Annotated in this window: 19 protein-coding genes; 8 read left to right on the forward strand and 11 right to left on the reverse strand. The window is 45.1% G+C overall.

Annotated elements, in window-relative coordinates:
- Positions 1–19: 19 nt before the first annotated feature.
- The 3 genes from NNC77_RS10485 to NNC77_RS10495 all read right to left on the reverse strand — a co-directional run bounded on the left by NNC77_RS10485 (position 20) and on the right by NNC77_RS10495 (position 7,001).
- A complete protein-coding gene (locus NNC77_RS10485) occupies positions 20–2,122 on the reverse strand; it encodes a glycoside hydrolase family 97 protein (RefSeq protein ID WP_254970840.1) in 2,103 nt (700 codons plus the stop codon).
- 104 nt (positions 2,123–2,226) lie between these two features.
- Positions 2,227–3,954, reverse strand: coding sequence for a RagB/SusD family nutrient uptake outer membrane protein (locus NNC77_RS10490; RefSeq protein ID WP_254970839.1), 1,728 nt, complete (start codon positions 3,952–3,954; stop codon positions 2,227–2,229).
- Positions 3,955–4,025: 71 nt separating this feature from the next.
- Positions 4,026–7,001 carry a SusC/RagA family TonB-linked outer membrane protein gene (locus tag NNC77_RS10495; RefSeq protein WP_254970838.1) on the reverse strand — a complete coding sequence of 992 codons (2,976 nt, stop codon included), beginning with the start codon at positions 6,999–7,001 and terminating at the stop codon, positions 4,026–4,028.
- Between the two features lie 228 nt (positions 7,002–7,229).
- On the opposite strand from NNC77_RS10495, the gene NNC77_RS10500 reads away from it, so the two are divergent.
- Complete coding sequence (locus NNC77_RS10500; RefSeq protein ID WP_254986886.1) at positions 7,230–8,867, forward strand: DUF6377 domain-containing protein; 1,638 nt, start codon at positions 7,230–7,232, stop codon at positions 8,865–8,867.
- Between the two features lie 96 nt (positions 8,868–8,963).
- Here NNC77_RS10500 and NNC77_RS10505 read toward each other — a convergent pair whose 3' ends face one another.
- Genes NNC77_RS10505 through NNC77_RS10520 form a run of 4 tightly spaced genes read right to left on the reverse strand, consistent with a single transcriptional unit; the run spans position 8,964 to position 16,213 of the window.
- Complete coding sequence (locus tag NNC77_RS10505) at positions 8,964–10,244, reverse strand: C10 family peptidase (protein ID WP_234563884.1); 1,281 nt, start codon at positions 10,242–10,244, stop codon at positions 8,964–8,966.
- 34 nt (positions 10,245–10,278) lie between these two features.
- Positions 10,279–11,196: a hypothetical protein gene (locus tag NNC77_RS10510; protein ID WP_218488200.1), complete on the reverse strand. Its 918-nt coding sequence runs from the start codon at positions 11,194–11,196 to the stop codon at positions 10,279–10,281.
- A gap of 37 nt (positions 11,197–11,233) precedes the next feature.
- Positions 11,234–12,961 carry a RagB/SusD family nutrient uptake outer membrane protein gene (locus NNC77_RS10515; protein WP_234563885.1) on the reverse strand — a complete coding sequence of 576 codons (1,728 nt, stop codon included), beginning with the start codon at positions 12,959–12,961 and terminating at the stop codon, positions 11,234–11,236.
- 45 nt (positions 12,962–13,006) lie between these two features.
- Complete coding sequence (locus NNC77_RS10520; RefSeq protein ID WP_254986887.1) at positions 13,007–16,213, reverse strand: SusC/RagA family TonB-linked outer membrane protein; 3,207 nt, start codon at positions 16,211–16,213, stop codon at positions 13,007–13,009.
- A 395-nt stretch (positions 16,214–16,608) separates the two neighbouring features.
- On the opposite strand from NNC77_RS10520, the gene NNC77_RS10525 reads away from it, so the two are divergent.
- From NNC77_RS10525 to NNC77_RS10540, 5 genes are all read left to right on the forward strand, one after another.
- Positions 16,609–16,968 carry a hypothetical protein gene (locus tag NNC77_RS10525; protein ID WP_153093275.1) on the forward strand — a complete coding sequence of 120 codons (360 nt, stop codon included), beginning with the start codon at positions 16,609–16,611 and terminating at the stop codon, positions 16,966–16,968.
- Positions 16,959–17,075, forward strand: coding sequence for a LuxR C-terminal-related transcriptional regulator (locus NNC77_RS16720; RefSeq protein ID WP_194252989.1), 117 nt, complete (start codon positions 16,959–16,961; stop codon positions 17,073–17,075). Before NNC77_RS10525 ends, NNC77_RS16720 begins: the two co-directional genes overlap by 10 nt.
- Positions 17,076–17,158: 83 nt before the next feature.
- A complete protein-coding gene (locus NNC77_RS10530; RefSeq protein WP_153114053.1) occupies positions 17,159–17,755 on the forward strand; it encodes a DUF1349 domain-containing protein in 597 nt (198 codons plus the stop codon).
- 253 nt (positions 17,756–18,008) lie between these two features.
- Positions 18,009–20,825 (forward strand): TonB-dependent receptor, encoded by a 2,817-nt coding sequence (locus NNC77_RS10535; RefSeq protein WP_254970832.1) that lies wholly within the window; start codon positions 18,009–18,011, stop codon positions 20,823–20,825.
- 43 nt (positions 20,826–20,868) lie between these two features.
- Positions 20,869–22,398 (forward strand): hypothetical protein, encoded by a 1,530-nt coding sequence (locus NNC77_RS10540; RefSeq protein WP_254970830.1) that lies wholly within the window; start codon positions 20,869–20,871, stop codon positions 22,396–22,398.
- Positions 22,399–22,581: 183 nt separating this feature from the next.
- Here NNC77_RS10540 and NNC77_RS10545 read toward each other — a convergent pair whose 3' ends face one another.
- From NNC77_RS10545 to NNC77_RS10560, 4 genes are all read right to left on the reverse strand, one after another.
- Complete coding sequence (locus NNC77_RS10545; protein WP_234563889.1) at positions 22,582–22,788, reverse strand: hypothetical protein; 207 nt, start codon at positions 22,786–22,788, stop codon at positions 22,582–22,584.
- Between the two features lie 4 nt (positions 22,789–22,792).
- Positions 22,793–23,284 carry a DUF3990 domain-containing protein gene (locus tag NNC77_RS10550; protein WP_234563890.1) on the reverse strand — a complete coding sequence of 164 codons (492 nt, stop codon included), beginning with the start codon at positions 23,282–23,284 and terminating at the stop codon, positions 22,793–22,795.
- Positions 23,281–23,760, reverse strand: a complete 480-nt coding sequence (locus NNC77_RS10555) for a helix-turn-helix domain-containing protein (RefSeq protein WP_234563891.1) — start codon at positions 23,758–23,760, stop codon at positions 23,281–23,283. Before NNC77_RS10555 ends, NNC77_RS10550 begins: the two co-directional genes overlap by 4 nt.
- 187 nt (positions 23,761–23,947) lie before the next feature.
- Complete coding sequence (locus tag NNC77_RS10560) at positions 23,948–24,580, reverse strand: nitroreductase family protein (protein ID WP_234563892.1); 633 nt, start codon at positions 24,578–24,580, stop codon at positions 23,948–23,950.
- Between the two features lie 298 nt (positions 24,581–24,878).
- Here NNC77_RS10560 and NNC77_RS10565 point away from each other — a divergent pair, with 298 nt between their 5' ends.
- Together NNC77_RS10565 and NNC77_RS10570 are read left to right on the forward strand one after the other, a co-directional pair.
- A complete protein-coding gene (locus NNC77_RS10565; RefSeq protein ID WP_234563893.1) occupies positions 24,879–25,544 on the forward strand; it encodes a hypothetical protein in 666 nt (221 codons plus the stop codon).
- Between the two features lie 96 nt (positions 25,545–25,640).
- Positions 25,641–26,186, forward strand: a complete 546-nt coding sequence (locus NNC77_RS10570; RefSeq protein ID WP_234563894.1) for a nitroreductase family protein — start codon at positions 25,641–25,643, stop codon at positions 26,184–26,186.
- Positions 26,187–26,210: the final 24 nt, after the last annotated feature.

Below are 26,210 nucleotides of genomic sequence, written 5' to 3' on the forward strand. Positions count from 1 at the left end.
TAACTCAAAATCCTGCATTTTATTGCGCAAGAAGGCTAATTGCGAATCCGCCACCTGCAACGGAGTTCAACTTCAAGACAGACTTGCTGGTTACAGTCTTCTTGGTGATGACATAAGCCTGCGGATTGGTCTTGTAGTTGGCATTCTTTGCATCCAGATAGATGGTAGCCACATACTTCTTGCCCTTCTCGAGGAAATCGAGCTTTACGGTAGACTGATGAGCCTTCATGCCCGTAACGCCACCGACAAACCAGTTATCAGAACCCTTTGCCTTGCGGGCAGCGGTGATATACTCCATTGGTTCAGCCTCCAGATAGATAGACTTGTCCCAATCTACAGCCACGTCCTTGATAAACTGGAAGGCATCCATGTGCTTCTCGTAATTCTCAGGGAAATCGGCAGCCATCTGCAATGGACTGTACATCGTTACATAAAGTGCCAACTGACCGCAGATGGTAGAGTTGCAATGAGAACCATTGGCGCAATCCATCTCAAAGATACCAGGGGTATAATCCATCGGACCACCCTGCAGACGGGTGAAAGGCAAGATGGCGGTATGTCCCGGTTTGGTACCTCCGAAAGCCTGATATTCTGTACCGCGAGCACTCTCGTTGCCAATCAGGTTAGGATAAGTGCGGCAGAGACCGGTAGGACGCACAGCCTCATGGGCATTTACCATGATGTGATAATCGGCAGCACGGGTTACGGCATGCAGATAGTGATTGATTTCCAACTGACTGTAGTGATGCTCGCCACGAGGGATGATGTTGCCCACATAACCGCTCTTCACTGCATCGTAGCCATAATCCTTCATCAACTGATAAGCTCTGTCCATATACTTCTCGTAGTTCATCACAGAAGAAGAGGTTTCATGATGCATGATGAGCTTCACTCCCTTGGAATGTGCATACTCATTGAGCGCCTTGATGTCGAAATCAGGATATGGAGTCAGGAAATCGAATACCTTTTCCTTCATATAACCACTCCAGTCTTCCCAACCGATGTTCCATCCTTCTACCAGGACTGCATCGAAACCATGGGCTGCAGCAAAGTCGATGTAACGGCGTACATTGGCATTGTTGGCAGAATGCTTGCCCGATGGCTTGGCATGTACATAGTCGGTTCCATCCAACTTCACGGTAGGATAATCATGGGTATAAGCCCACTCACCCTTACCGGAAATCATCTCCCACCATACACCTACATACTTTACAGGATGAATCCAGGAGGTATCCTTGATCTTGCAAGGCTCATTGAGATTGAGAATCAGGTTGGAAGACAATACCTTGCGAGCATCATTTGTAATGACCATCGTACGCCAAGGGCTCTTGAACGGAGTCTGCACATATCCCTTCATTCCCTGTGCATCTGGAGTAAGCCAAGAGGTAAAGGTCAGGCTCTTGTCATCCAGATTCAGGTGCATGGCTGGATAATCTACCAGAGCAGCCTCATGCAGATTGATGTAGATACCGTCATCTGTCTTCAACTGGAGTGAGGTCTGTACACCGGTATCCGAAAAGATGGTCTGTGAGAGATTGCTACTGACAGCAGCATGCAAGGCTGGACGAATGCCAGACAAACGGGTCTTGGTGTATTCATATTCCTGGGTATCGTAATCACCAGGAATCCACCAGGCGGTATGATCGCCCGTCATGGCAAATTCTGTACGCTCTTCCTTGATGGTAAAGTAGTTGAGACTGCCTTTCTGAGGGAACTCATAGCGCAATCCTACTCCATCGTCATAAACACGGAAGCGGACGTTCATATAACTGTCTGTAGAATTCTGCTTCAACTCTACCAGCATATCATTATAATGATTGCGGATTGACTTGTTCTCTCCCCAAACAGGAGTCCAGGTCTCATCGAAAGTGGAAGTTTTCTCATTGATGACACTAAAATCAGAAAGCAGATCCTTGCCATCCTTGCCGCCTTTGGCGAGCTGATACCCCAGACGGCTAGGCTTGATGATGGTCTTGCCCTGATAGGTCACACTATAGGTAGGCACAGTGCCATCCAAGGTGAAGTTCACCTTGATTTGTCCGTTAGGAGAAGTGATGTCTCCTGCATCTGCTGAGATGCCAAAAGCCATCAGAAGGCTTGCGAGCAAAAAGAGTTTTTTCATATTACTTTGTTTTTTGTTTATAATATTCAATACCGAATTCATATAAAATTAAGATTTTCCTTGGTACGCTCCAATGAGAAATGTTTCCTCATTGGAGCTAACCATTACTTGGTATAACCAGGATTCTGGTGGAGTTTCTTGTTCAAGTTGAGCACGGCATAAGGGATAGGATAAACCATGGTATAGCCCTGCGTATCATCATTGTAATCACCTGCAGAAGCATTGTGGGTCACACCCGTGAAGCGGTCTGCAGTAGGCTCTGTAAAGGTACAGAATCTGATCTGGTCTTGGCGGCGTACTCCCTCCCAAGCCAGTTCCAGCATACGTTCATCCAGAATGTCATTGAGCGTAAGTTCTGTACGAGGTGTAGCAGCAACACGGCCACGAACCTCATTGACAATTGTGAGAGCCTCAGCCTTGTTACCCATACGATACTCAGCCTCAGCCTTCAGGAGCAAGGCATCGGCATAACGCCAGATTACCAGGTCGTTGTTGAAGCTATACTGCTGGGTAGTGGACTTGTCAAACTCATACTTCTTCATTCTGGCACCGGCACACTTCATGGCATGAGGATCATCGGTAGCAGTGAAATCTACCTTTACAGCCAATGGCATATACTCAAGATCCTTGCCTGTGGCACCATCCTCTACAGCCTTGCCCGTTTCTTCCATATAATCCTTGTCGGTATAGAAGTTGAGTTTCAGACGAGGGTCCGGATTAGCCGTTCCATAGCCATATACCAGCATCTGCTGCCTGGAAGAGCAGGCTCCATTCCAGCCCTGGTAACCGATGGCACCACCATGGTTGTAATGCAGGGTGCGCACGATGTTGTAATCATCTATCTTATAGTTGACGCAATCATTTGGGCGGGTCCAGATATTCTCCACGGAATTCTGGTTGGCTACGATGAAGTTGTCTGCATAGCTAGGCTGCAGGTGGTAACCCAAACTGGCAATCTGGTCGGCACAATAGACTGCTGTTTCCCACGCATTGCGAGTTTCACCATCCAAAGTGATGTTAATCTTTTTGCCCATTTCAGAAACCGTCTTTCCCTGCTCCTCGCTGGCAGTAGCCTTGCCGCTCTTGTCTGTTCCTACAAAGGCACTGTAGCTGGTTGGATTGGTATCATCGATGTTATAGACCGGTGCATTGATGGCACACTTAGCCATACACATATATGCCACAGCCTTGGTGATACGGCCATAATATTCACCCTCGTTCTGACTCTTACTGTCTGAAAGATGAGGAATGCATTCAGCCAATTCAGAAGTAACAAACTTGAAGACATCAGAGCGGTTGGACTGATTCACCTCGTTAGCACTCACCTCAGAAGAAACAACCAATGGCACCTGTCCGAAGAGATCCATCACATAGTAATAATAGACAGCACGAAGGGCTCTCAATTCATATACATATTCAGCATACTCCGGATGCTCACCCAGGTACTTGTTGAGTCGGTCGATAGAAGAATTGGCAAGACCGATGACACGATACAGGTTGTTCCACACATCGTTATACTTGCTTACAGACGACTCAAAGTTGTGAAGGAAAATGTTCTGCCAGGCTCCACCATCTACCCAGTCACCCTGGCGACCAGGAATCATACTGGCATCAGAAGAGAACTCCTGGAAGGTATGCACAGAGCCACCATCACTTCCATACAATCCATTGCCGATGGAAGAATATACGTTAGCCACTGAGTTTACATATACCAGCTTAGAGGTACTGAAAGCCTCCTTCTCAGAAAACTTGCTTCGTGGAGTCTCATCCAGTGAGCAACTAGCCAGTAATATCGATGAAAGAAGCATTGAGCCTATAATATATTGTTTCATAACTGTAATCCTTTATATATTAATAATGTAATTCTTAATTAGAACTTGTTATCTATTCTATGTGAAAACATTTAGAAATTCACTGAGAGCGACAAAGTATAAGTACGGCTCAGAGGATAGATGTTCTTGTCGTCAACACCCAGATTGTCGCCACTGATGGTTGCAGAGTTGATCATGGGAGTCAAGCCCTTGTAACCCGTGAGAGTACAGATATTGTTGACCGACAACGACAGGTGAATGTTGTTGATGAATTTCCACTTGAGCATATCCTTGGTGAAGGTGTAGCCCAGAGAAGCGTATTCGAAGTTCATATAGTCACCCTTTTCCAACCAGTAGTCAGAAATCTGAACATCATGGATTCCCTTACCATTGTTGAGATGCTGTGCACCGCTCAGGATATTATAGGTTGGGAAATTACTCATATTGTTCAAGGTCATGGAGGTAGCATTGTAAATCTTATGACCGAAAGCACCGTTAAACTGCATAGTCAGATCCCAGTTCTTGTACTTGAAGCCCATATCCCAACCGAGGAAGTACTTAGGGATTGCCTGTCCGCAAACCTTGCGGTCGCCACTGTCACCCGTATCAATGGTACCATTATCATCAAGGTCTTCGATGATATACTGTCCCTTCTCATCGATACCTGTGCAGTGAGGCAGATAGAATACACCTACAGGCTGTCCCTCAATGAGATAGGTTACGCCATTGTTATGCACCAGACCAGCCGCACCTACGGTGGCAACAGAGATATGCTCGCTCGTTGTCATAGGCTGTCCCTTGTAGGTACCGCTCAACTTCTTCAGCTTATTCTTCTGATAAGAGAAATTCACACCGGAATTGAAGGTAAAGTCCTTTGTCTTGATAATATCACCACGAACAGCCAGTTCAAATCCCATATTAGTCATGGTACCCATATTGGCCAGCAGACGGTCGTAAGTGAAAGGAGGTACCGGCACCGTATAGGTATAAAGCATATCTGAAGTCTCAGAAGTATACCAGTCGAAGGTTACGTTGAGACGCTGCTTGAACATCGACAGGTCGAAACCGGCATCAAATGTCTTCTTTACCTCCCACTTCAGATCAGGGTTGCTGTTGGAGGTAACCGCAAAAGTAGTACTTGTTGCGCCGTTGACGGTAGTTACACCATTTGGCTCCATCAGGGCGAGAGAAGTATAAGGATCGATAGCATCCTGATTACCGGTCACACCATATCCTGCACGAATCTTGAAATTGTCTATCTGCTTGATTTTCTTCATCCAAGGCTCATTGCTGATTACCCATGCCAAGGAAGCAGAAGGGAACCAGCCCCACTTCTGACCATTACCCAACTTAGAAGAACCATCGGTACGAACATTGACGGTAGCGATGTATTTGTCAGCCAGCATATAGTTGACACGAGCCATATAAGAGCTCAGGGTATATTCGGTGTAGTTAGACTGCAGATTACCCCAGCTCACATTGGCAGCAGCCTTCATGTTATTAAACTTGAAGTAATTGGTATCAAATCCATGTGCCTCCTGTGAGTTCCAGTCGTAGGTATACTTCTGTCCCTCCATCAGAGCCAAGGCATCAATGTGATGCTTGCCGAAATCCTTGGAGAAATTCACCATGACGTTGCCCATATAGTCCTTGCGGTTGGTATTGGCGATATAAGCCCATCCGTTACCGTTCAGCTTACCCATCTGGATATTGTTAGGAATATAGAACTTATTGTCACGGTTCCAATAATTATATGAACCAAAGGCACTTACAGTGAGTCCGTCGATGATGTTGACCGTTGCCTTGCCATGAACATTTACAGAGGCATCCTTGTAGAAGTCATCAATATCGAGCAATCCCAGCGGATTCCAGACTTCACTGGCAAGCAAGTCCTCATCCCATTCACCCTTGTCGTTTCTTACATTAGGATAAGTAGGGTTATAGGCTGTAGCAGAATAGAACATCCTGTGCATATCATACTGGATATTGCTATTGCGCTGAGAACCGAATATGCCCAGTTCCAACTTCAGATGTTTGTCGAAGAGATACTGGGTTCCATCCAGCTTTGCTGTAAAATTCTTCATATCAGAATTCTTCAAGGCACCCTGACGGAGAACGAATCCCAGAGAAGCACGAAGACTGGAAGTGTCTGTACCAGAAGAGAAAGAAATATTATGATTCTGAGTGAGACCCACATTGCACTCAATCTCCTCAAGGAAATTGGTATCGCCACCCATATCGGTATAGGTCAGACCCAAAGACTTGGCTGTCTCACGATATTCTGAAGCCGACATCAGATCCAGATTCTTATAGACTGTATTGACACCAAACTGGCCATTGTAGCTCAGGCTGGAATAGCCCAACTTGCCCTTGGCTGTGGTAACAACGATGACACCGGAAGCACCACGTGAACCATACTGGGCTGTCTCAGAAGCATCCTTCAGGATGGTGAGACTCTCAATATCGCCAGGAGCCAGAGAATTGAACATCGTCATATCAGCAAAGACGCCATCGATGATAACCAACGGGTCGTTACCACCTGAAAGTGAAGAGGTTCCACGAACACGGATGCTTGGCGAACTGGTAGGGTCGCCGCCAGCCTGAGAAATGATAACACCCGCAACCTTACCCTTCAAGGCCTCGGCAGGACTGGTTACCACACCCTTGTTCATATCTTCCTTCTTGATGCGATCAACAGCACCCGACACCGTGCGCTTGCTGCCCACAGCATAACCAACGACAACCACCTCATCGAGCACCTCGTCGTTTTCTTTCAGCGAAACATTGATAACATGATTTCCCTTTACAGGAATTTCCTGGGTACGGTAGCCCAGATAAGAGAATACCAGGACGGCACCATCCTTAACATTGTCAAGCTTGTAGTTACCATCCAAGTCGGACACTGCACCATTCTTGGTATCTTTCACCAGAATGCTGGCACCAATGACAGGTTCACCTGTGGCATCTACCACCTGACCCTTAATGGTTGTCTGACCAAGAGCATTAAAAGTAATAAAGCATCCTGCTAACAGCAGACCTACTTTCTTTGAAAGGTTGTTTTTATCCATAATCTATAGGTTTATAACGATTAAAATTGTTTGATGCCGCAAAAGTACGTCAAAATTCAATAGGTTGTTGCGATTAGTAGGTTTTTGGTAGATTACCATTATCTACTATCCGATTTATCAGGCTGAATATCAGTAAATTAAATATTTTCAAAAAAAACACGTTAGTAGATGCGAGATTCTGAAAGTTTTTTATTACTTTTGCAGCAGAATCTTTAAAACATAAGAAACATGAGACATTTTATAACTATCGTACTACTGATACTACTACCACTATGCGCAAAAGCAGACAACAGCCAGCTCTACAAACAGCTGGATGCTGCCATAGAAAAACGTGCGCATTATGTAGAAGTAAAAGAGAAAAGTCTGAACGACATCAAACAGGGTGCCAAGTATGTAACCAGCAACGAGGACAAGCTCAAGCTTTACGAGCAACTCGCCAATGGATACAAAGCCTACGAGTATGATTCGGCGATGACTTACGTAAAAAAAGGCCTTGTTCTTGCCCAAAAGAGCAACAACATCTTATATCATAAAAGATTCCAACTTAGCCAAACCAGCCTGCTTATCACACGTGGATTCTATGCTGAAGCAAAAAACATCATGCAGAAGATAGAACCCAAGGAAGAAGATCCGCTTGACTATCAGTTTCAATACTATTATACACTTTACGGACTATACAACAACTGGTCAACCTATTGTGAAAACAATGAATTCAGCAAGATTTACGACCAGCAGAAAGTGGAATACCTGAAGAAAACATTAGAACTGTCGTCAAAGAAAGATGCATTCTATTACTACCTGCTGGGAGAGTTTTACTATTACAGCAATCATTCCAACAATAACAAGACCATCCAATACTACAAAAAAGCACTGAGTATGGAAAAGCCGGACAGCCGTCTCCATGCCATGACCGCCTTTGCCCTATCCGAAGTATACAAGAAAGCCAACAACCAGAAACTGACGGAACATTACCTGCTGGTTGCAGCCATCTCAGACATCACTTCTGCCACAAAAGAAAACGTAGCCCTGCAAAACATCGCACTCTTCATCTACAAACATAAGACCAGAAGTCTGAACAAAGCCCAGGAATACATCAACCTATCCCTGGAAGATGCTTATGCATACAACAACCGGTTGCGCCGCATTGAGATTTCATCTAAATTGCAGATGATTACCAATGCCTATACAGATGACATCAGAGCCACCAACAGCATGCTCTACATTGCGCTGTCGGTCATTTTCCTGCTCTTGCTCGGAGTGGGACTTAGCAGTCTGTTCATCCGTAAGAAGAACAAACTTCTGAAACAGAAGAAAGACGAAATCACGGCTACATCGGCAAAAATGGAAGTTCTCAACAGCCAGTCACACCTCATCAACGACGAACTGAAGGACACCAACCAGAAGCGCGATAGACTGATAAAGGTATATATTGACCTGTGCTATAAGAACATAGAGAGAAACTGCAAACTGCGCACCTTGGCAGTAAGAAAGATCAAGGCCAACCAGAGTAAGGAGCTGCTGAGCCTCCTTTCTTCCTCAACCAATACAGAGAAAGAGAGCAAGGAGTTTCTGACGGAATTTGACAAGGCATTCCTGTCTCTGTACCCAACTTTTATAACCGAGCTGAACAAGCAGCTTACAGAATCGGCACACATCCAGCTGAAAGAGAATGGAGAAATGCCCCCTATCCTCCGTGTGTGCGCCCTGTTAAGATTAGGCATCACCGAAAGTTCAAAGATAGCCGGCATCCTGTCTTATTCGCCACAAACCGTATACAACTACCGTTCCCTGCTCAAGAACAATGCCATCGACAAGGAGCACTTCGAGAAGAATGTACTCAGACTCTGTATGGTTATCGCAGACTGATCGGAGAAAGAAAAAGATACCTATATTTATAACAAATCCCGACAGGCAACAACATACCTGTCGGGATTTTTTAATTATCTGCAATTGATGAGAAATCTACTTTACTATATATTTCTTGCCACCACGGATATAGATACCATCATGTTTCACCGGGAGCAATACCTTTCGGCCATTGATATCATAAACATCGGAACGGCAAGGCTTAGTAAAACCGGTAACAGGAGTTAAGCCGGAAGTCAAATCATAATTGATTTCACCATCATCAGGGCAATGAATAACCACCATTTCCTGATACCACTGATACTCCTCATCAACGGAGACACCATTATCCGTATACTCCAGAGGAAGGAGGCTCAAGTCGAAATAGCCATCACCAAAACCACCATAGCCCCAATTTACTCCTACGTTTCCATCAGCATCATAACCATCCAGCACAAAGGCATGGGAAGAAGTCTTGTCGTTTCCCTGCTTATTGGATGTACCGGCATACAGAATAGGATGCCCGGCGCTCAATTCCCGGTAAATAACCTTTTTCCAGGCTGCATCATCATAGTTATTGGTCTGGGGATAATCCTTATAGCCATAATACTGGGTAAGATAGCCGAAATGCTTCTTCATGCCAGCCGCAGCATCTTGCAAAGATGCGCCACTGCCATCAAGAGAATAATTCATACCAGCCACACAACCGCAATGAAACATCAACTTGGCTACGGCGGCAGCCTGTTCCGAACTGTAGTTATTACCCGAATAAGCAGGCAACATCTCCGTCCACTTATACTCTCCCATACTCAGCATAGCAGTACGTTTCTCATCGCCAACGCTATAAGAAGCGACACCCTTGCCACGGGATGGATACTGGTATACAGAAATAATCTGTGCCATAGCCGTAGCCACACAACCCACCCAGCAGTTTTTGCCATTTACTTGTGGGCACTGGCTATTGAAAGGAGCATCCTGGCCCCATTTTACGGCAATAAGATGCTCAACACTCGACTTACAACCTGCAGGGATAACCTGATAACCCGTAGAAGCAGCACGAAGTGAAGCGTCATTAATTCTAGCCAAGAACCAGCCCAAGGCAGGATTATCACCAAAAGTACCCTCGTCAGAATAACCTATCACAGCCTTGAACGCATCATCATTGGCGAGAACTACAAATCCGTTCCGGTTGCGTCCTACAACCGTATAAGCATCCGTCTGTCGCATAACCCGAAGGCTCTCACCTACTCCTCCACGAGAAGTTTTCCCGCCAACAGAAGGCAAACGCTCCCCCAGCACCTCACTGGCTATCTCCAATTTCTGCTGAAGGCTCCTTTCCTTTGCCTCAGAGCAAAGGAAAGAAGCCAACATCAGAGAAAATATAAGAATCTTCTTCATAAGTCCAAAATCTTTAGGAAATCATTCGGTATTTCTACCAAACGCCATACACATTTACAGACTGCTGCTCAACACTGGAATCTATATATCCATTCAGATAGATGTATTTCTGTGTGAAGTCTATATAAGAATAGGTACTATAGCTATATCCACCATACCACATGAAAGAGTTGATATTTACATCTCCTACCGTCCAGTTCCACAAATAGTCGCCTGTAGAAGAATCAACACCAGCTACGATATAGTTTTGCTTATAGGTCTGATAGTCATATATGGCAGCACCCTTTCCTTCCACAGGAACCAGTTCACCGGAGCAATCAGCCAGATTATCGGCATTGAAAGTGCCATTAATCTTGAAATAAAGATCAGCACCCGAACCCAACATATTGGTGATATAAAACTGATTGACACCTTCCAGCTGGTAGATATCAGAATAGGTAACAGGCAAATCTGTGAAACCTGCGTAATAGAACCGCACATTCTCCAGTACTTTCTTCCACTGAGAAACCAGCACCGTTGACTGCAGCACCGTGCTTCCATCCTGCTTGGTATAAGGATCGGCATAGGCTTCATCGACATCTATCTTGAAACCAAATTTCTTTTTAGGTGTCAAGCCCTTTACAGAAATGGTCAGCGTAGCCTCCTTCTCGCCCTGGGCAAACTCCACCGTAGCAGGCACCTGAATGGCAGTTGTATCAGTATACTCTACCTTGACAGGAACACTCGCAGCCTCAGCGGCTTCCTTACGGCAAACCTTCACATCAACGGTTTCCTGGTCTGGAGTAAGAATAAACTCTGCCGCATTGCCGGCATCAAAATACACTCCCATGCAATTGTCTGGGGCAGGATTGCCTGGCGCATAATCATCGTCATCGCTGCAGGAAGAGAACCCCAACAGGAGACCAGCTGAGACAGCAAGTCCCAAATATCTAAAAAACTTTATATTCTTCATTGTCAATTCCATTTTAAAGATTGAAAAATCTCCTCATTTACTCACTCTTTGCCTCTACCACACTTGTAGGGTCTGGATTCAGTACCACAGCCGGATTAGAACTCTTCTCATATTCAGGGATATAACAATCCATCCATGGAGCCACGAAACCATACTTGGAATTCAAGCGGTGACTCTCCAGGAAGTTGGTACCCGTATAGGTACGGACAACAGCTTCCTTAAGACGCTTATAATCAAAATACAGCAGTCCCTCTCCCCAGAGTTCGATACGTTTCTGAAGCAGCACGGCATCTTCAAGTGATTCGATGTCTGTAGCCTGACACTCATAAGAGCCATCTGTATAGCGATAAGCATTCATGAAATCATTCAAGACGGTCTTGGCAGCATCCACCCCTTCTGTATGGGCAATGGCCTCAATATAGATGAGATACATCTCTTCTACACGCATCAATGGAATATCACACAAACAGCCCACATAGAGATCAGACAAGTTACCTGAACCCGGATGATATTTCAGGTTGGTGTAAGCAGGCAGTTTAGCCCATCCTGCTCCATCCAGCAAGGTAGAATAGCCTGCCGGAACCTCAGCCTTGCCAGCATCCTCAGGGGCAACCCAAGTCTTCTTTCGCCAGTCGGCATCAGGTATCTGATTATAGAGCGAAGCACCTATCATACGGTAAGCCTTGCCATAACCACCCATGGAGAATGCGGTAGATTCAGAAGATACCGTACCCATCCAGGAATAGAACCAGCTGCCCAATTGCTCCTTTGTTCCCAGCGAAGCCTTCCATATCCAGGAAGAATTAGCAGTATTGAAACCTGTCTTCTTATTATACCATTCGCTCTGAGACATTGGCTGGCAACCGGAATTGTCGATGGCAGCCTGTGCATATGAGGCAGCCTTGGCAAAACAGTCATTAACCGCCGTAATGCCCAAGGCATCATAGCCGTCAGCATCATTCTCATGAGCCAACTGGGCTGTCAGATCATCTGCCGAATCATAAAAACGAGAACCCAGTTCCAACCAGAAGCGTGCCTTCAAACCATCTACCACGCTCTCATCCGGCTGCTCCTTGCCCGTACGCTTATAGCCCTTCAAGTATGCCTCAGCCTTATTCAGGTCGTGCAGGATGAAGCGATACATGGTATAATAAGGTACACGAGGATTGTTCTTACCCTCCTCGCCTGTAGTCTTCTCGGTCACGATAGGCACGGTAAGTCCCATTATCTTGGCTGCTTTGGCATCAAAGTCAGAGTATCCGGTCTTCTTGAATTCAAACATTCTTGCCATATCCAGGTATGCCAAAGCACGGTAAGCATAAGCTACACCGGCAGACGCCTTTGCTGATTCAGATGCTCCTTCCACATCGAGCGACGAGATGATACTGTTGGCATTGTTCACTAAACCATAATAGTAGAAATAGGTGTAATTGAATGGGCTACGGAGTCCCTTACCATTCTCTATATATGAGAAATAGTCGTAATCTGCATTGTAAACCGGAAAATCCTCTGTCATCACATCACGGATAATCATCTGGCTGGGATAACCGTTGTCGTAAGCCGAACCGTCGCCATACACACCACTCTTTACCATATAGGCACTCAAGCCGGTCAGCAAGCCCTGCTGAGCCGTCTCAGACCCCTGCACCTGACTGCCTGTTGCATAATCCTTTGGCAGTTCCTCCTCCAGACAGCTCTGCATCATCAAGCATGAAGAGAGCACTACTGTGAACAGAGAAACCTTGCGAAATATATTGTTCATCATATAAAATTCTCCTTAATCTATATAAAAATCTCCTTATCTAACAGTTTAAAATTGAAGTGTAATACCACCAGAGATGGTACGAACAAACGCATACTGCTCGTTGCTAGGTGAGCCGGTGAAACTTGTGCGAGGATCGAATCCCTTTCGCTTGCTCCACAAATAGACATTGTCTGCCGCACCATAGACACGAACCTTAGTCAAGCCCAAACGACGTGTCAGGCTCTTTGGCAAGGTATAACCGATATTGATGCTCTGCAGGTTGAGATAACTTCCATTAATCAGGAAGCGATCAGAAGATGAGCTTGCATCCGTATCATTATACTGGAGGCGAGGGATGTTGGATTCTCTGTTACTTGGAGACCAGGCATCCAGCATATCCTTATGGAAATTAAAACCTGTCCAGCTATCATAAGGAACACTCATCAGACTCTGATAACCAGAATCGTAAGACTTGCCGCCGATGGAATAAGTGAAGTTCACACCGACATCAATACCTTTAAACGACAACGATGTGCCAAAGCCACCATAAAGATCCGGAGTCGGGTCGCCACAGGCAAAGTAAGAGCCTTCCGACCATTTTGCAGACTTACCCAACGAACCATCTTCGTTCTCAACATACCATGTGGATTCTCCTTTCTCATTTACGCCCGCATATTTCTTCAATCTCCAGGTGTAGATAGGCAATCCTTCACCATAATAATAAGAACCGTTATGATAACCGGCATATCCGCTCAGCATCTCGTTCTTGTTCTCTTCATAAAGCTTCGTTATCTCATTGGTATAGTGTGTGGCATTGAGATTAATGTTCCACGCAAAATCCTTGGTGCGGATTACATCTCCTGCAAGATTCAGTTCTACACCACGGTTCACCATGTTACCCACATTAGAGTAATAGCCTGCATAACCCATTGACATAGGCACGCTGATGAAACAGAGCATGTCAGTGGTTTTGCGGTAGAAATACTCCACATCACCGGTCAGACGACCCTTGAAGAGTTCGAATTCAAGACCTGCGTTGATATTGGTATTGGTCTCCCAGGTAATCTTATCATTACCCTTTGAAGCAAAGGTCAGCGCCATGTCGCCATTCATGCTACCGATGCCATAAGTATCCAGATAACGGTTGTTACCGATGGCATCGTTACCCTGCTGACCGAAAGAGAATTTCACCTTCAGCATGTCGAGCCAAGACTTGGTGCCTGCCATCCAATCTTCCTTGGTCAGTATCCAGGCACCACCGAAAGAATAGAAATCGCCCCAGCGATGGGCTGGAGAGAAGCGGGATGAACCGTCACGGCGATAAGATACCTGACCGAAATACTTGCCATCATAATCATACATGCCACGGAAGAAGAAACCTTCGGTGTTGTAATTGGTCTGGTTGGAATATGTAGGCTCATTGGTGATAGCACCTGCCAACTCATGGTTTTCCTTGAAAGAGAACATGTTGGAACGGCCGCCATATACGTATTCATAAGTCTGCTTATAGTTCTCATGACCCAACAACAATGTCATGTTGTGCAGACCAAAAGAACGGGCATAGTTTACCAACTGCTGGAAGTTGACTGTATAATAACGGTAATGTCCTACGGTTACCTCACCATTAGGATAAGTCGTTGCACCAAATCCATAATAAGGCTGCTTGGTACTCTGATAGCGATATTCATAGTCATCTACCGTACCGTTCAAGGTAATTTTCAGCCCCTTGACAAATGTCGGGGTTATGTCTGCGAAACCATTGATACCGAAAGTATTGCCTACAGAATGGGATGCCTGAAGCTGGTCATCCTTCAACAGGTTGAGCTGAGAGAGTACAGGGCGATTCAAGCCTGCATTCATTCCGTTACCATAATCATATATCTTACCATTATCATCGGTCATGATATTGCCATTGCCATCTCTGAGATACAGCGGATAGATAGGAGCGATGGTATTGACCATGTAGAAGGTATTGGTAGTACTGTTGTTTCCATCAGAATCTACCTCTGTGGCATTGTCTGTAACGGTATGGGCATAGTTTACGTTACCACCCACCTTCAGCCATTCATTTGCCTTATAGGTAGCCTTCAGGCGTGCAGTATATCGCTTAAACTGAGATCCGTATGCGATACCTGGGTTATCCAGATAGCCCAATGAAGCATAGAACTGGGAGCTGTCGTTTCCACCATTCACATTCATATTATACTCCTGTCGGAGGGTGTTTCGGTAAGCCGCCTTGAGCCAGTCGTCCGGGCTAATCGTATAGTCCTTTCCGTTATAAGAGATTTTGTTGCCCAATGTGGCATTAGGATTCAGCTTTCCATTATCGCCAATGAGATACTGTCCCTCAGGCACATTGTAGCAGATATAGCCCAATCCGCCCTTTTCTGAAGAACCACCAATTGCGTTATTGGCAGCCACATGAGCTGCATAAGCTGACATACCCTTGCCATTGGTATAGTAATTATATAATGACTTATAGTGTGTCTCATAATATTGACCGGGATCTGAAATCATATCATAAGTCTGAGAGCCACGGCTATTGCTGCCCCATTTGGCATCAACAGTGATGACGGTCTTGCCCACCTGCGGATTCTTGGTGGTAATCATAATGACACCATTGGCACCACGGGCTCCGTAGAGTGCATTACTTGCCGCATCTTTCAACACGGTAACAGATGCCACATCCGCTGGGTTGATGTCACTCCAGGAACCATAATAAGGTGCACCATCTACCACGATCAACGGATCCTGACCTGCATTGATTGAGCTGATACCGCGTACACGGATGGTAGGGGTAGAAGACGGATCGCCAGATGTATTTATCATCTGCACACCCGCTACCTGACCATTGAGGGCATCTACCACATTGGTTACCTGACGCACGGCAATTTTATCTGCATCCACTACGCCTGCTGAACCCGTGAAAGAGGATTTCTTCTGCTCACCATAAGCCACAACAATCACTTCGTCGAGCTGGCGGTCTTGAGAGTGCATGCTTACCTTCATACCTGGAGCCGCCTTCAATGTCTGGGAATCCATACCGAGATAGGTGATGACTATCGCCTCTCCTTTTTTAGCACTTGGCAAGCTGAACTTACCGTCAATGTCGGTCACGGTTCCGGTCTTGGAACCTTTCACCATGATCTGGGCACCTACTACAGGGTCTCCGTTCTCATCGAAGACCTGCCCCCCCACCTGTGCGGAAGACTGTGCCAGCACTTGCCCCGAAGCAGCCAGCAACAGGGAAGCAAATAAAACCTTCATTCTCATAATATCTGTCTCTTCTTATAATTATTATCTCTCTTTATCTTGAATACACCTCTTTATATATAGCCAGTTATCCTTTACAAGTTTTATATAAAATATGTATTCAGATGCAAAGGTAATATAAAATCCATTAACTGCCAAACAAAAATCACAATAATTGCCGTTTTGCATAGCAAAAAGATATATTTCACCCCAAAATCAGCGTATTTATGCCATTTTTCAAGATTCAAATTCCCGAAAAAGGCAAACACTTCTTTGATGCACGACTTCCTTACTTCTACATCGGACAACGACCTTATCCATACTGATTTATAACCATACATGATAAAAAACATAAGCATTTATTTGCTGCACAAAAGAATATTGATTAATTTTGCAGCCAAACAAACAGAATGATTATGATAGAATTAGATGATAAATTGATCAAGAAGTTCCATCAACAAAAAGATGGAGTATATGCACGAGACGAAGAGCAGCGCCTTTGTCTTGCTGCACAGGGATATTCTATCTGTGAAAACTCCATTGCCGTATTCAGCAATCTGCGTACTGATAAAAGTTATATTTTCTTCGGAAAGTCGTGCGAAGTATTGGGACTAGGTCAATCAAATTCAATACAGACGCTTGATTCCGTATGGGAAGAAGAAATTTTCAGTAGGATTCATCCTGATGACTGGAAGAAGCGTTGCCTGCAAGAACTTACCTTTTTCCGCATGATATCATCATCCCATTCCAAAGGATTGCAGACAGATTGGAGATAAGCAAGCATACCGTTGATCGTCACAGACAGAATATCATAGCCAAACTTCGAGTGAATAATACCACCGAAGCATGCCATAAAGCAAAAAGGTTAGGATTAATAGACTGACATGGCTTCTGCTTGCATGCTGTAGCCTGTTATCATGTCAAAATGCGCAGAAATCACAATCTGCAACAAAAAATAAATCAAATATGGAAAAGAAAGATTCAATTTTAAAGCCATTTGTGGCAGAAAACCTGTTTTGGATTAGAGAGCCAAAACAATATACGGTTACAGACTCTCTGATTACAATCGTTTCTGAACCTCACACAGATCTTTGGCAGCGTACCTATTATGGGTTCAGCAATGACAATGCTCCGGTGTTGCAAATGAAGACTTCAGACAAGTTCTTTTCTTTCACCGTCAAGACATCGTTCAATAGTTCTGCCCTATTTGATCAATGCGGTATTGCTATCTATCTTGATAGTGATAATTGGATGAAGGCATCAATAGAATACGAGAATGAGGAATATCAAAGATTGGGCAGTGTTGTAACAAACAACGGATACTCCGATTGGGCCACACACGACATATCTTCTTCTATCAAGGAAATGTGGTATCGCCTTAGCCGCAGAGAAAGTGACTACTATATAGAAACCAGTACAGACGGTGTTAATTTTCATCAGATGCGCGCATTTCATTTAGTCAAGGGAGATGGAGAAATTTCGTTCGGATTATACGCAGCTAGTCCTGTAGACCATTCATTTACTGCTACTTTTACAGAGATGAAAGTAGAAAAATGCAAATGAGAAACTTGGTCTGCAGAGAAAACCGGATTCAATCAAACTTCAAAATGACACAAACTTCTTACAAATAAACTACGAATCAAAGAAATTCAAAAGAGGGTGAGCCATGCATTTATGGCTCACCCTCATATCATTTTACAGGAAAAACATGCCGTAACATCTTTGTCGCAGCTTCGTCAATGCCTTTCAACCTCATCGCAATCGCGATGTAATAATACTGCCGTACCTTTGCAACCGAAATCAAACGATATAGGTTATGAATGCTAAAAGGGGAATTATTGTATTAGGATTGCTCTCGGCGGCTAGCATGCCAACGTGGGCGCAACAGATTAAGGGTGTGGTTATCGACCAGAAATCGAAAGAGACACTCATCGGCGCAGTCGTCACTGTGGATGGAACCAACGTGAAGGCTATCACCAACATCGACGGAAACTTCCAGATCGATGGAATGAAGAAAGATAAGACATATACACTATATATTAACTATGTAGGATATAAGACTCAAAAAATTGACGGGGTTCAGGCGAAGGACGCAGACCAGGTGATTGCGCTGCAACCTGATGAACAGCAGCTGAAGGAGGTGACCGTTACCGCAGTGGAAAGGCGTAATACGGATGCGGCAATGATACAGGTGGCCAAAAACAGTCCCGTCATCGTGAGCAATGTTTCGGCACAGGAAATATCCAGAACTCAGGATACGAATGCGGGTGAGGTGATACGCCGAGTGCCAGGCGTGAGCCTCATCGACGATAAATTCGTGATGGTTCGTGGTTTGTCACAGCGTTATAACAATGTGTGGGTGAACGGAGGAGCAGTGCCTAGTTCTGAGGCTGATTCCAGGGCATTCTCCTTCGATATCATCCCAAGTTCACAGATCGACAACCTTACCATCGTGAAGTCGCCATCGGCTGAATATCCTGCCGACTACTCGGGCGGTTTCATCATCGTCAACACCAAGGAGATTCCGGCAGAAAACAGTTTCAATATCGCCGTGGGCGGAAACTGGAATACATCTTCTGCCTTCAAGGACTTCTCTTACTCAAAAGGTTCGGGAACTGATTTTCTCGGTTTCGACAATGACTTGAGAAACCTGAAGGGAGGCATCCATGCAGACTTGAATCCGCAGCTCGATGCCAACGGAAAACCGGTGGGCGATTATGCCACTTCGCTCCTGGGCAACGGGCTTAACAACGATTGGCTCATCAAGAACAAGAAGCCTTTGGGCGACTTGAAACTGGCAGCCAGCCTGAACCAGCGCTGGATGCTGGGCGGAAGAACACTCGGCATGCTCGCTGCCTTGAACTATACCAACGAATACCGCACCTACGAGAACATGGAGAACAACCTCTATGGCATCTATGATGCGGCCAACGATAAGCCGAACTATCTTCGTCATTCTGTTGACGACCAGTATAATAATAATGTCAGACTCGGAGCGATGCTCAACTTCACCTTCCTTTCCAAGGACGGCAACCACAAGTATCAGCTCAAGAACATCTTCAACCAGTTGGCTACGAGCCGATATACCTGGCGTGAAGGCGTGAGCGCCCAGTCGAACCTGGAGCGAAGCGCAGAGTATTACTACCGCAGTCGAACTACATATAACGGTCAGCTTACCGGCAAGCACACCTTCACTAGCGATGCCCTTGACTGGAGCATCGGGTATGCGTATGCCAACCGCCATTTGCCTGACCGTCGTAGATACCTCATCGACGATGCTCTTGAATCGGGCGTTTATGCCCTGAGCACCGGCAACGACATATCGCGCGAGTGGACTCAACTCGACGAACACATTCTCTCTCTTGGTATTAATGATAAGCATCACCTCAAGTTTGGCAACTTTGAGCCATACTTGCAGGTGGGTGCCTATGGAGAGTACCGCAGCCGAGAATACCAGACTCGCAACTTCATCTACAATTGGAATGTTTCAGCTAACAACATGCCATCCGACTTCCGCCACAGCGACATCCCTACCCTGCTCTCCAATGAGGCGAACATGGGTTACGACAAGCTGTATCTTCTGGAGGAAAAGCAGATGCGCAATAACTACCGCGGACACAACACCTTAGGCGCCGGATACCTGGCGATGTCTCTCCCCTTTGGCAAACTCGGCATCCACGCCGGTGTCCGCTTCGAGCATAATGATATGGAACTCATCTCCAATTCCCGTGACTACGAGAAGAGTGAATCGAGCCGTCATTACAAGACCGATGATGTTTTTCCATCTCTCAATACAACATATAAGATCAGCGACCAGCACCAAGTGCGACTGTCGTATGGCCGCAGCATTAACCGTCCGGAATTCCGTGAAGTATCGTCGTCAGTGTATTACGACTTCGACCTTGCCAGCAATGTGCAGGGAAACACTGAGTTGAAGAACTGTTATGTCGATAACCTCGACCTGCGATATGAGTGGTATCCATCCCGTGGAGAGCTCATTTCGCTGGCAGTCTTCTACAAGCACTTCGATTCTCCTATCGAGTGGACCTACACGGTGGCAGGCGGCACAGACTTGATTTATTCCTACAAGAATGCGAAGAGTGCCAACAACTATGGTGTGGAACTGGATATCAGAAAGAATCTCGGATTCATAGGAATGAAGGATTTCAGCTGGTCGTTTAATGGTGCCCTCATCAAGAGCAAGGTACAGTTTGAGAAGGGTTCGAAAGAGGAAGACAGACCGATGCAGGGTCAGTCGCCATATCTTATCAACACCGGCATCTTCTATAAGAATGAGCCATTGAAGATGGATATCGCCCTGCTCTACAACCGCATAGGCAAGCGAATCATCGGTGTGGGCAGAAGCGAAGGAAGCACAGGCGATGACTCCAATTCCCGAGTGCCTCACAGCTACGAGATGCCTCGCAACACCATCGACTTCTCGCTGGCAAAGAAATTCGGAGACCATCTGGAGCTGAAGCTCAATGTAAGAGATCTTCTTGCAGAAAAGATATATTACAAGCAGTTTGCTGATGTAACGTATAGCGACGGAAGCAAGAAGAAAGTAGAAGAGATAGCAAGATGCTACAAGCCGGGCAGAAACATCGGTTTGCAGGCAATCTATAAATTTTAAATAATAAGAATAATTAGATGTTTGTTTAATAAAACGAGAAACAATGATGAACAAGATGTATTTCTATGGATGCATGGGCATCCTCGCAGCATCTGCCATGTTGAGCAGTTGCAGCAGTGACAATGACGATCCAACTCCTTCTCCAAATCCAGGACCAGAAGTAGTTTACAAGTGGACAACCAATGGCGGCTTGAAGGCTTGCGACCACATTCTCTTCGGAACAGATGACAAGGAAAACGCCAATGGTACACAGATTGGTAACGGCGACCAGGAGTTCGTCTTCACAGGCAAGCAGACTTTGAAGAAAGGCACTTATCTCCTCAAGGGATGGGTATATATTGCAGATGGTGCTGAACTTACCATCGAACCGGGAACTATCATCAAGGGCGACAAGCAGACCAAGGCGACACTCATCGCAGAGCGTGGCGGCAAGCTCATCGCCAAGGGTACAGCCACAGAGCCTATCGTCTTTACATCTGAAGAGGCTGCCGGCAGCAGAAAGCCTGGCGACTGGGGTGGCATCATTCTCTGCGGCAAAGCTAAGAACAACCAAACTGAGCAGCAGATAGAGGGTGGTCCTCGTACCAAGCATGGCGGCGCAGATGATGCCGATAATTCTGGTACTTTAAGCTATGTACGCATCGAGTTTGCCGGTTATCCATTCCAGAAGGATAAGGAAATCAATGGTTTGACTCTTGGTTCTGTAGGTTCAGGCACAGAGATTGACCACGTTCAGGTATCTTATTCCAATGATGATTCCTTCGAGTGGTTTGGCGGTACCGTTAACTGCAAGTATCTCGTAGCCTACAAAGGCTGGGATGATGATTTCGATACCGACAACGGTTTCTCAGGAAAGGTGCAGTACGGTCTTTCACTGCGCGACAGCAAGATAGCCGATACCTCTCAGAGCAACGGTTTCGAGAGCGACAACTGTGCCGATGGTGCTACCGTGGGCCCTCGTACCAAGGCAACCTTCTCTAACATCACCTTTGTAGGTCCTAAGGTATTGGATAATAAGTTCCAGAACACCACAGATTATATCAATGCTGGTGCATACAATCCAAACAATGGTTCAGCCCTTGGCAAGTTCCAGTCAGCCATGCAGATTCGCCGTTCTTCTAACCTCAACTGCATCAACTCAGTGGCCTTAGGCTGGCCTATCGGTTTGATTGTTGATGGCGAGAAGGGTGAAACCGTAAAGGATGCCAAAGATGGCAAGTTCAAGCTTCAGAATGTATATTTCGCTGGTATGGATGCCGTTGGCACTGATGCCAACAAGCAGTATGAGGATTACCTCTACGATGCAGCGAACAAGAAGGATATCGACAAGAATCAGAAGTCATACAGCAACACCTTCTTCTTTGCAGAGCAGAGCAACAAGTATTTTGATTCATGGACCTCATTGGTTGGTGCAGATGGCTATACTCCTATCGCAGGAAGCCCATTGCTTGGTGCCGCAAGTTTCGCCGGCTGGACAGGTTTCGACACCGTAACCTACATCGGAGCCTTCGATGGCAGCACCAACTGGATGAGCGGTTGGACCAACTTTGATCCTCAGAATGCGAAGTACTAGAAATCGCTAAGTACTAGAATAAGTATTAGTACCGGAATAAGTACTAGAAATCGCTAATTTCTATTTTGACTATAAGGTTTTCTTTTATTGGAGCATGGCGCAGCGATTTGCGCCATGCTTTTTTTTGTTGTGTATCATGGAGGGAAAGAGGTTGTATCACTTATGACATAACCTCTTTGGTTATTACGAGCAAAGCTCCTCCGTCAAGTAACGAGAGGCCAAAGCTTCTATATCTATCCTGTCTGATTTTTGAATTTCTTCAATAACAGCATCTGTGCATTCATCGTTCATTACCACACCAATTGCTTCGCTAGGAGTAAGGTTACATTCTTTTGCTATATAACAAGCAATTTCACCTAATACGTTTTCATAATTATACTTATTCCCCATATTCTCAATCTTTAATGAGTTCATTAATAGCCTTTTGTGTACAAAAGCAATATTGTATATAGCTAAGTCCAAATTGGGATATTCTGGAAACCAGAATACTCAAGTTGCTTTCATCAAGATAAGCTTCCCCGCATTGGCGTATATAGTTTTTTATTTCTTGATCAATGAAGGCATCTGCTACGGGTCCAATAACAATATCGTAGTCATGTTTGAATCCGCTTTCTTCCCTGTTCTGGAGAATGAACTTTGCCCATTCTGTTGTGAATCCTTCAAAGATTTTAATTTGAAGTCCTTTTTTCTCACCTATATTAGGATAAAACAGGAACGCATTGACTGTAATTTTTCCTCCATGAAGAAAAGCGCTGCGTTTACCCATTTGCCAAGCTCTTTTCCAATTTGGAGTGAGATAGAATCCTTTGCCAAAATCGTTTTTCCCTTTGCATTTGGAGAGATCAGGAGTAAGAATCTCTGTATAACTTCCATGCAGCAATCTCATGACGCCATTACCCTCCTTTCCTTTTTCTTAGCTTTTGCAATATGGTTATTGCAGATACAAGTCAAATCCTCTATGATCTGTTCCCTTGGCAGTGTCTGCTCTATTTCCCAATTCTCCTCCAAAAATCTGATGCCTTGATTTTTTTGGAGGAAGTTGAAAGCTTTCTGCTTGGTAATTTTCTTGTCTTCTGCAAACCAGCAAGCTGCAACTGTGACAAAGATTGTTGCCTTCATCATGGTCTCTGCTGACGGATACTGACTGTCTATATACACACTCAGTTTCTCGCCCATAGCTTCCAGGAGGACAGAAGCATCATCTATAGAGATATTGGTCTTGCCACTCTCAATCTTACTGATACTGCTTTTGCCCAACCCCACATATTTTCCAAGAGCCTCTTGCGATAGCCCTTTTTCCTGACGAACTTTTTTCACTATGCCACCCAGGATATTATCCGTATTATCGAATTTCTTTTTCATATCTGTTCTTTTTGGAGCAAAAATAGCCAAAGTTTCCCAAACGAGCAACTTTTTTAACTTAAAGTTGTATAAAAAAGAACTTGAAGAAGATATTTCATTTTTGCCTACATGTTTCAAAAAGATGAATATCTATCTTCAGACGTTGACGTCCTAAAACAGGACGTCAACCTACATTTATCTTATTATCCTAATCCATGAACTTAATCATGTCCTGGCGTCTTGGCTTTGCCTCCGGCGATTCGTCAGGATAACCCAGGGCGATGCAGTAGAGTAGCTTGTAATTCTTGGAGAATGCCATGCGGTCGAGATAAGGCTTGGCTGACGGAGAATCCAATATCCAACGGGCAGAACTGCCCAGGCAGCAGGAGCCGATGCCCTTTGCCCATGCTGCAAGAATGATGTTCTCGCCAAGCAAACCGCAATCAATCTGCGCCATATCATAAGTAGTATCGTAGGCAATGCAAACCACGCATGGAGCATTCACGAAGATGTTCTTGAAGCCCTTGCGCTCTGCTATCTTAGGATTATCCTTTACCACGGCTTGGGTTATCGAATCGATGAGTGCTGGAGAATCTATCACTCTGATTTCGTACGACTGCAGGTTCTGACCGTTTGGCGCATGGATGCCGCATTTCAGAATCTCGTTCAGGGTATCGCGGCTGATGACGGAATCCTTGTAAGCACGGATACTTCTGCGACTCATCATCAAATCGGTTACCACACTTGCAGAGTCAACGCTGGTCATTGCCTCCGGCTGTCTGTTCTCATTGCAGGCAGTCAACATCAGTGCTGCTGCCAATCCTAAGAAAATCTTCTTCATATTACTCATGATTAAACTTATATTCCTATTAGTATATACCCATGTAGCGCTATTAGTATTTATCCACGTAGCGTTATTAGTATATACCGTGCAAAGATAGCAACAAATACTGGTATTCAAGAAGATACGTTATGATTTTTAAGAGTTTTTATCGGTCTCTCCGCCATTCTTTTAACAAGTATATATCATAATAGCCAAACATTTTCCACCTATTTTGCTAGAATTTCCCAAAAACTTCGTATCTTTGCAATGGCTTTATGCAAGATAAGCTGTTTATAAAATCATCAAACGTAGAATTATGGAAAGAAAAAGTTATTCTATAGATATAAATCGCATTGCACAATATGCCATGTATGCATATTGCATTTTCGCATTGTTTTCGCTGGCATTTTCTGTTTGCAGACAAGCGGGCTTATCCTTCAGAACAAGTCCCATCCTGATTCCAATAAGTCCCATCCTGGTTACCATCAAGCAACTGGTCTTGCAGCTCGCCCCTATAGCTTTATGGGGAATATTCCGCTACACGCTACCGGCAGGCGTAAAATTGCTACGACGCTGCAGCGAGTTGATGGTACTTTACTATGTGCTCTCATTCATCCTGGGCCAATGCTTCAATCTTCATCTCGTAAAGATGATGCAGAACGGACAGATTACCCAAATGGCTTCCATACTCACCTGGACAGAAAGCACGATGGGCCTGATTTCCGTCATCGCCTCCCTGGTAGCCGGCTGTCATCTGTACAGCAAGCACAGAGGTAACATGCGCAAACTGGGCATAGCCCTTATTCTGGTTTTCATGGTATGGCTGATATGCTCGAATATACTCCCAGTTGCAGTGTTTTATCTGGCAGGTAACACCCAGCAGGCAGCCTTCACCTGCATGAATCTCATCAGTATGATAACCACAACATCGGCTTATATATACGCATACTATAGAATGTATCGGGCGATAAAAACGAAATAATTTGGCGATGCGGCTTTTTTTCGTATCTTTGCCGCAAAATATACGGCGTTTCTTGATAAATAATGCCGCATAAGATAAAATTAGAAATGCAGCAAAATGATGGAAAAGAATCAGATTTTTGAAAATATTATGAGCCGTACATCGGTGAGAAGCTATACAGACATGCCTGTAGAGCCGGAGAAGGTGGAGATGATGCTGCGTGCCGGCATGGCGGCTCCATCGGCATGCAACAAGCAGCCTTGGCATTTTGTGGTTATCAACGACCGGGAGATTCTCGACCAGATACCACAGTTCAGTCCTTATGCCAGCATGGTAAAACAGGCACCGCTCGCTATCGTGGTTTGCGGATGCCTGGACAAGACGCTGGAAGGCACAGAGCAGGAGTTCTGGATTCAAGACTGTTCGGCAGCCACGGAGAACATTCTACTGATGGCTCACGGCCTGGGACTTGGCGGTGTATGGACAGCCCTCTACCCCCTGAAAGAACGATACGAGGGAATGCAGCAACTGCTGCATCTACCCAAGAAGATGATTCCGCTCAACACCCTCATCATCGGATATCCGAAGAATCTGGCGGAAGCAAAGGATAAGTGGAAAGAGGAGAATGTATCCTATAATAAATGGATGGAGAAAAATTCATAATACTAGAAAAAAAGACAGAAAAAA

The sequence above is a fragment of the Segatella copri genome (assembly GCF_024330485.1).
Taxonomy (GTDB): Bacteria; Bacteroidota; Bacteroidia; order Bacteroidales; family Bacteroidaceae; genus Prevotella; species Prevotella copri_L.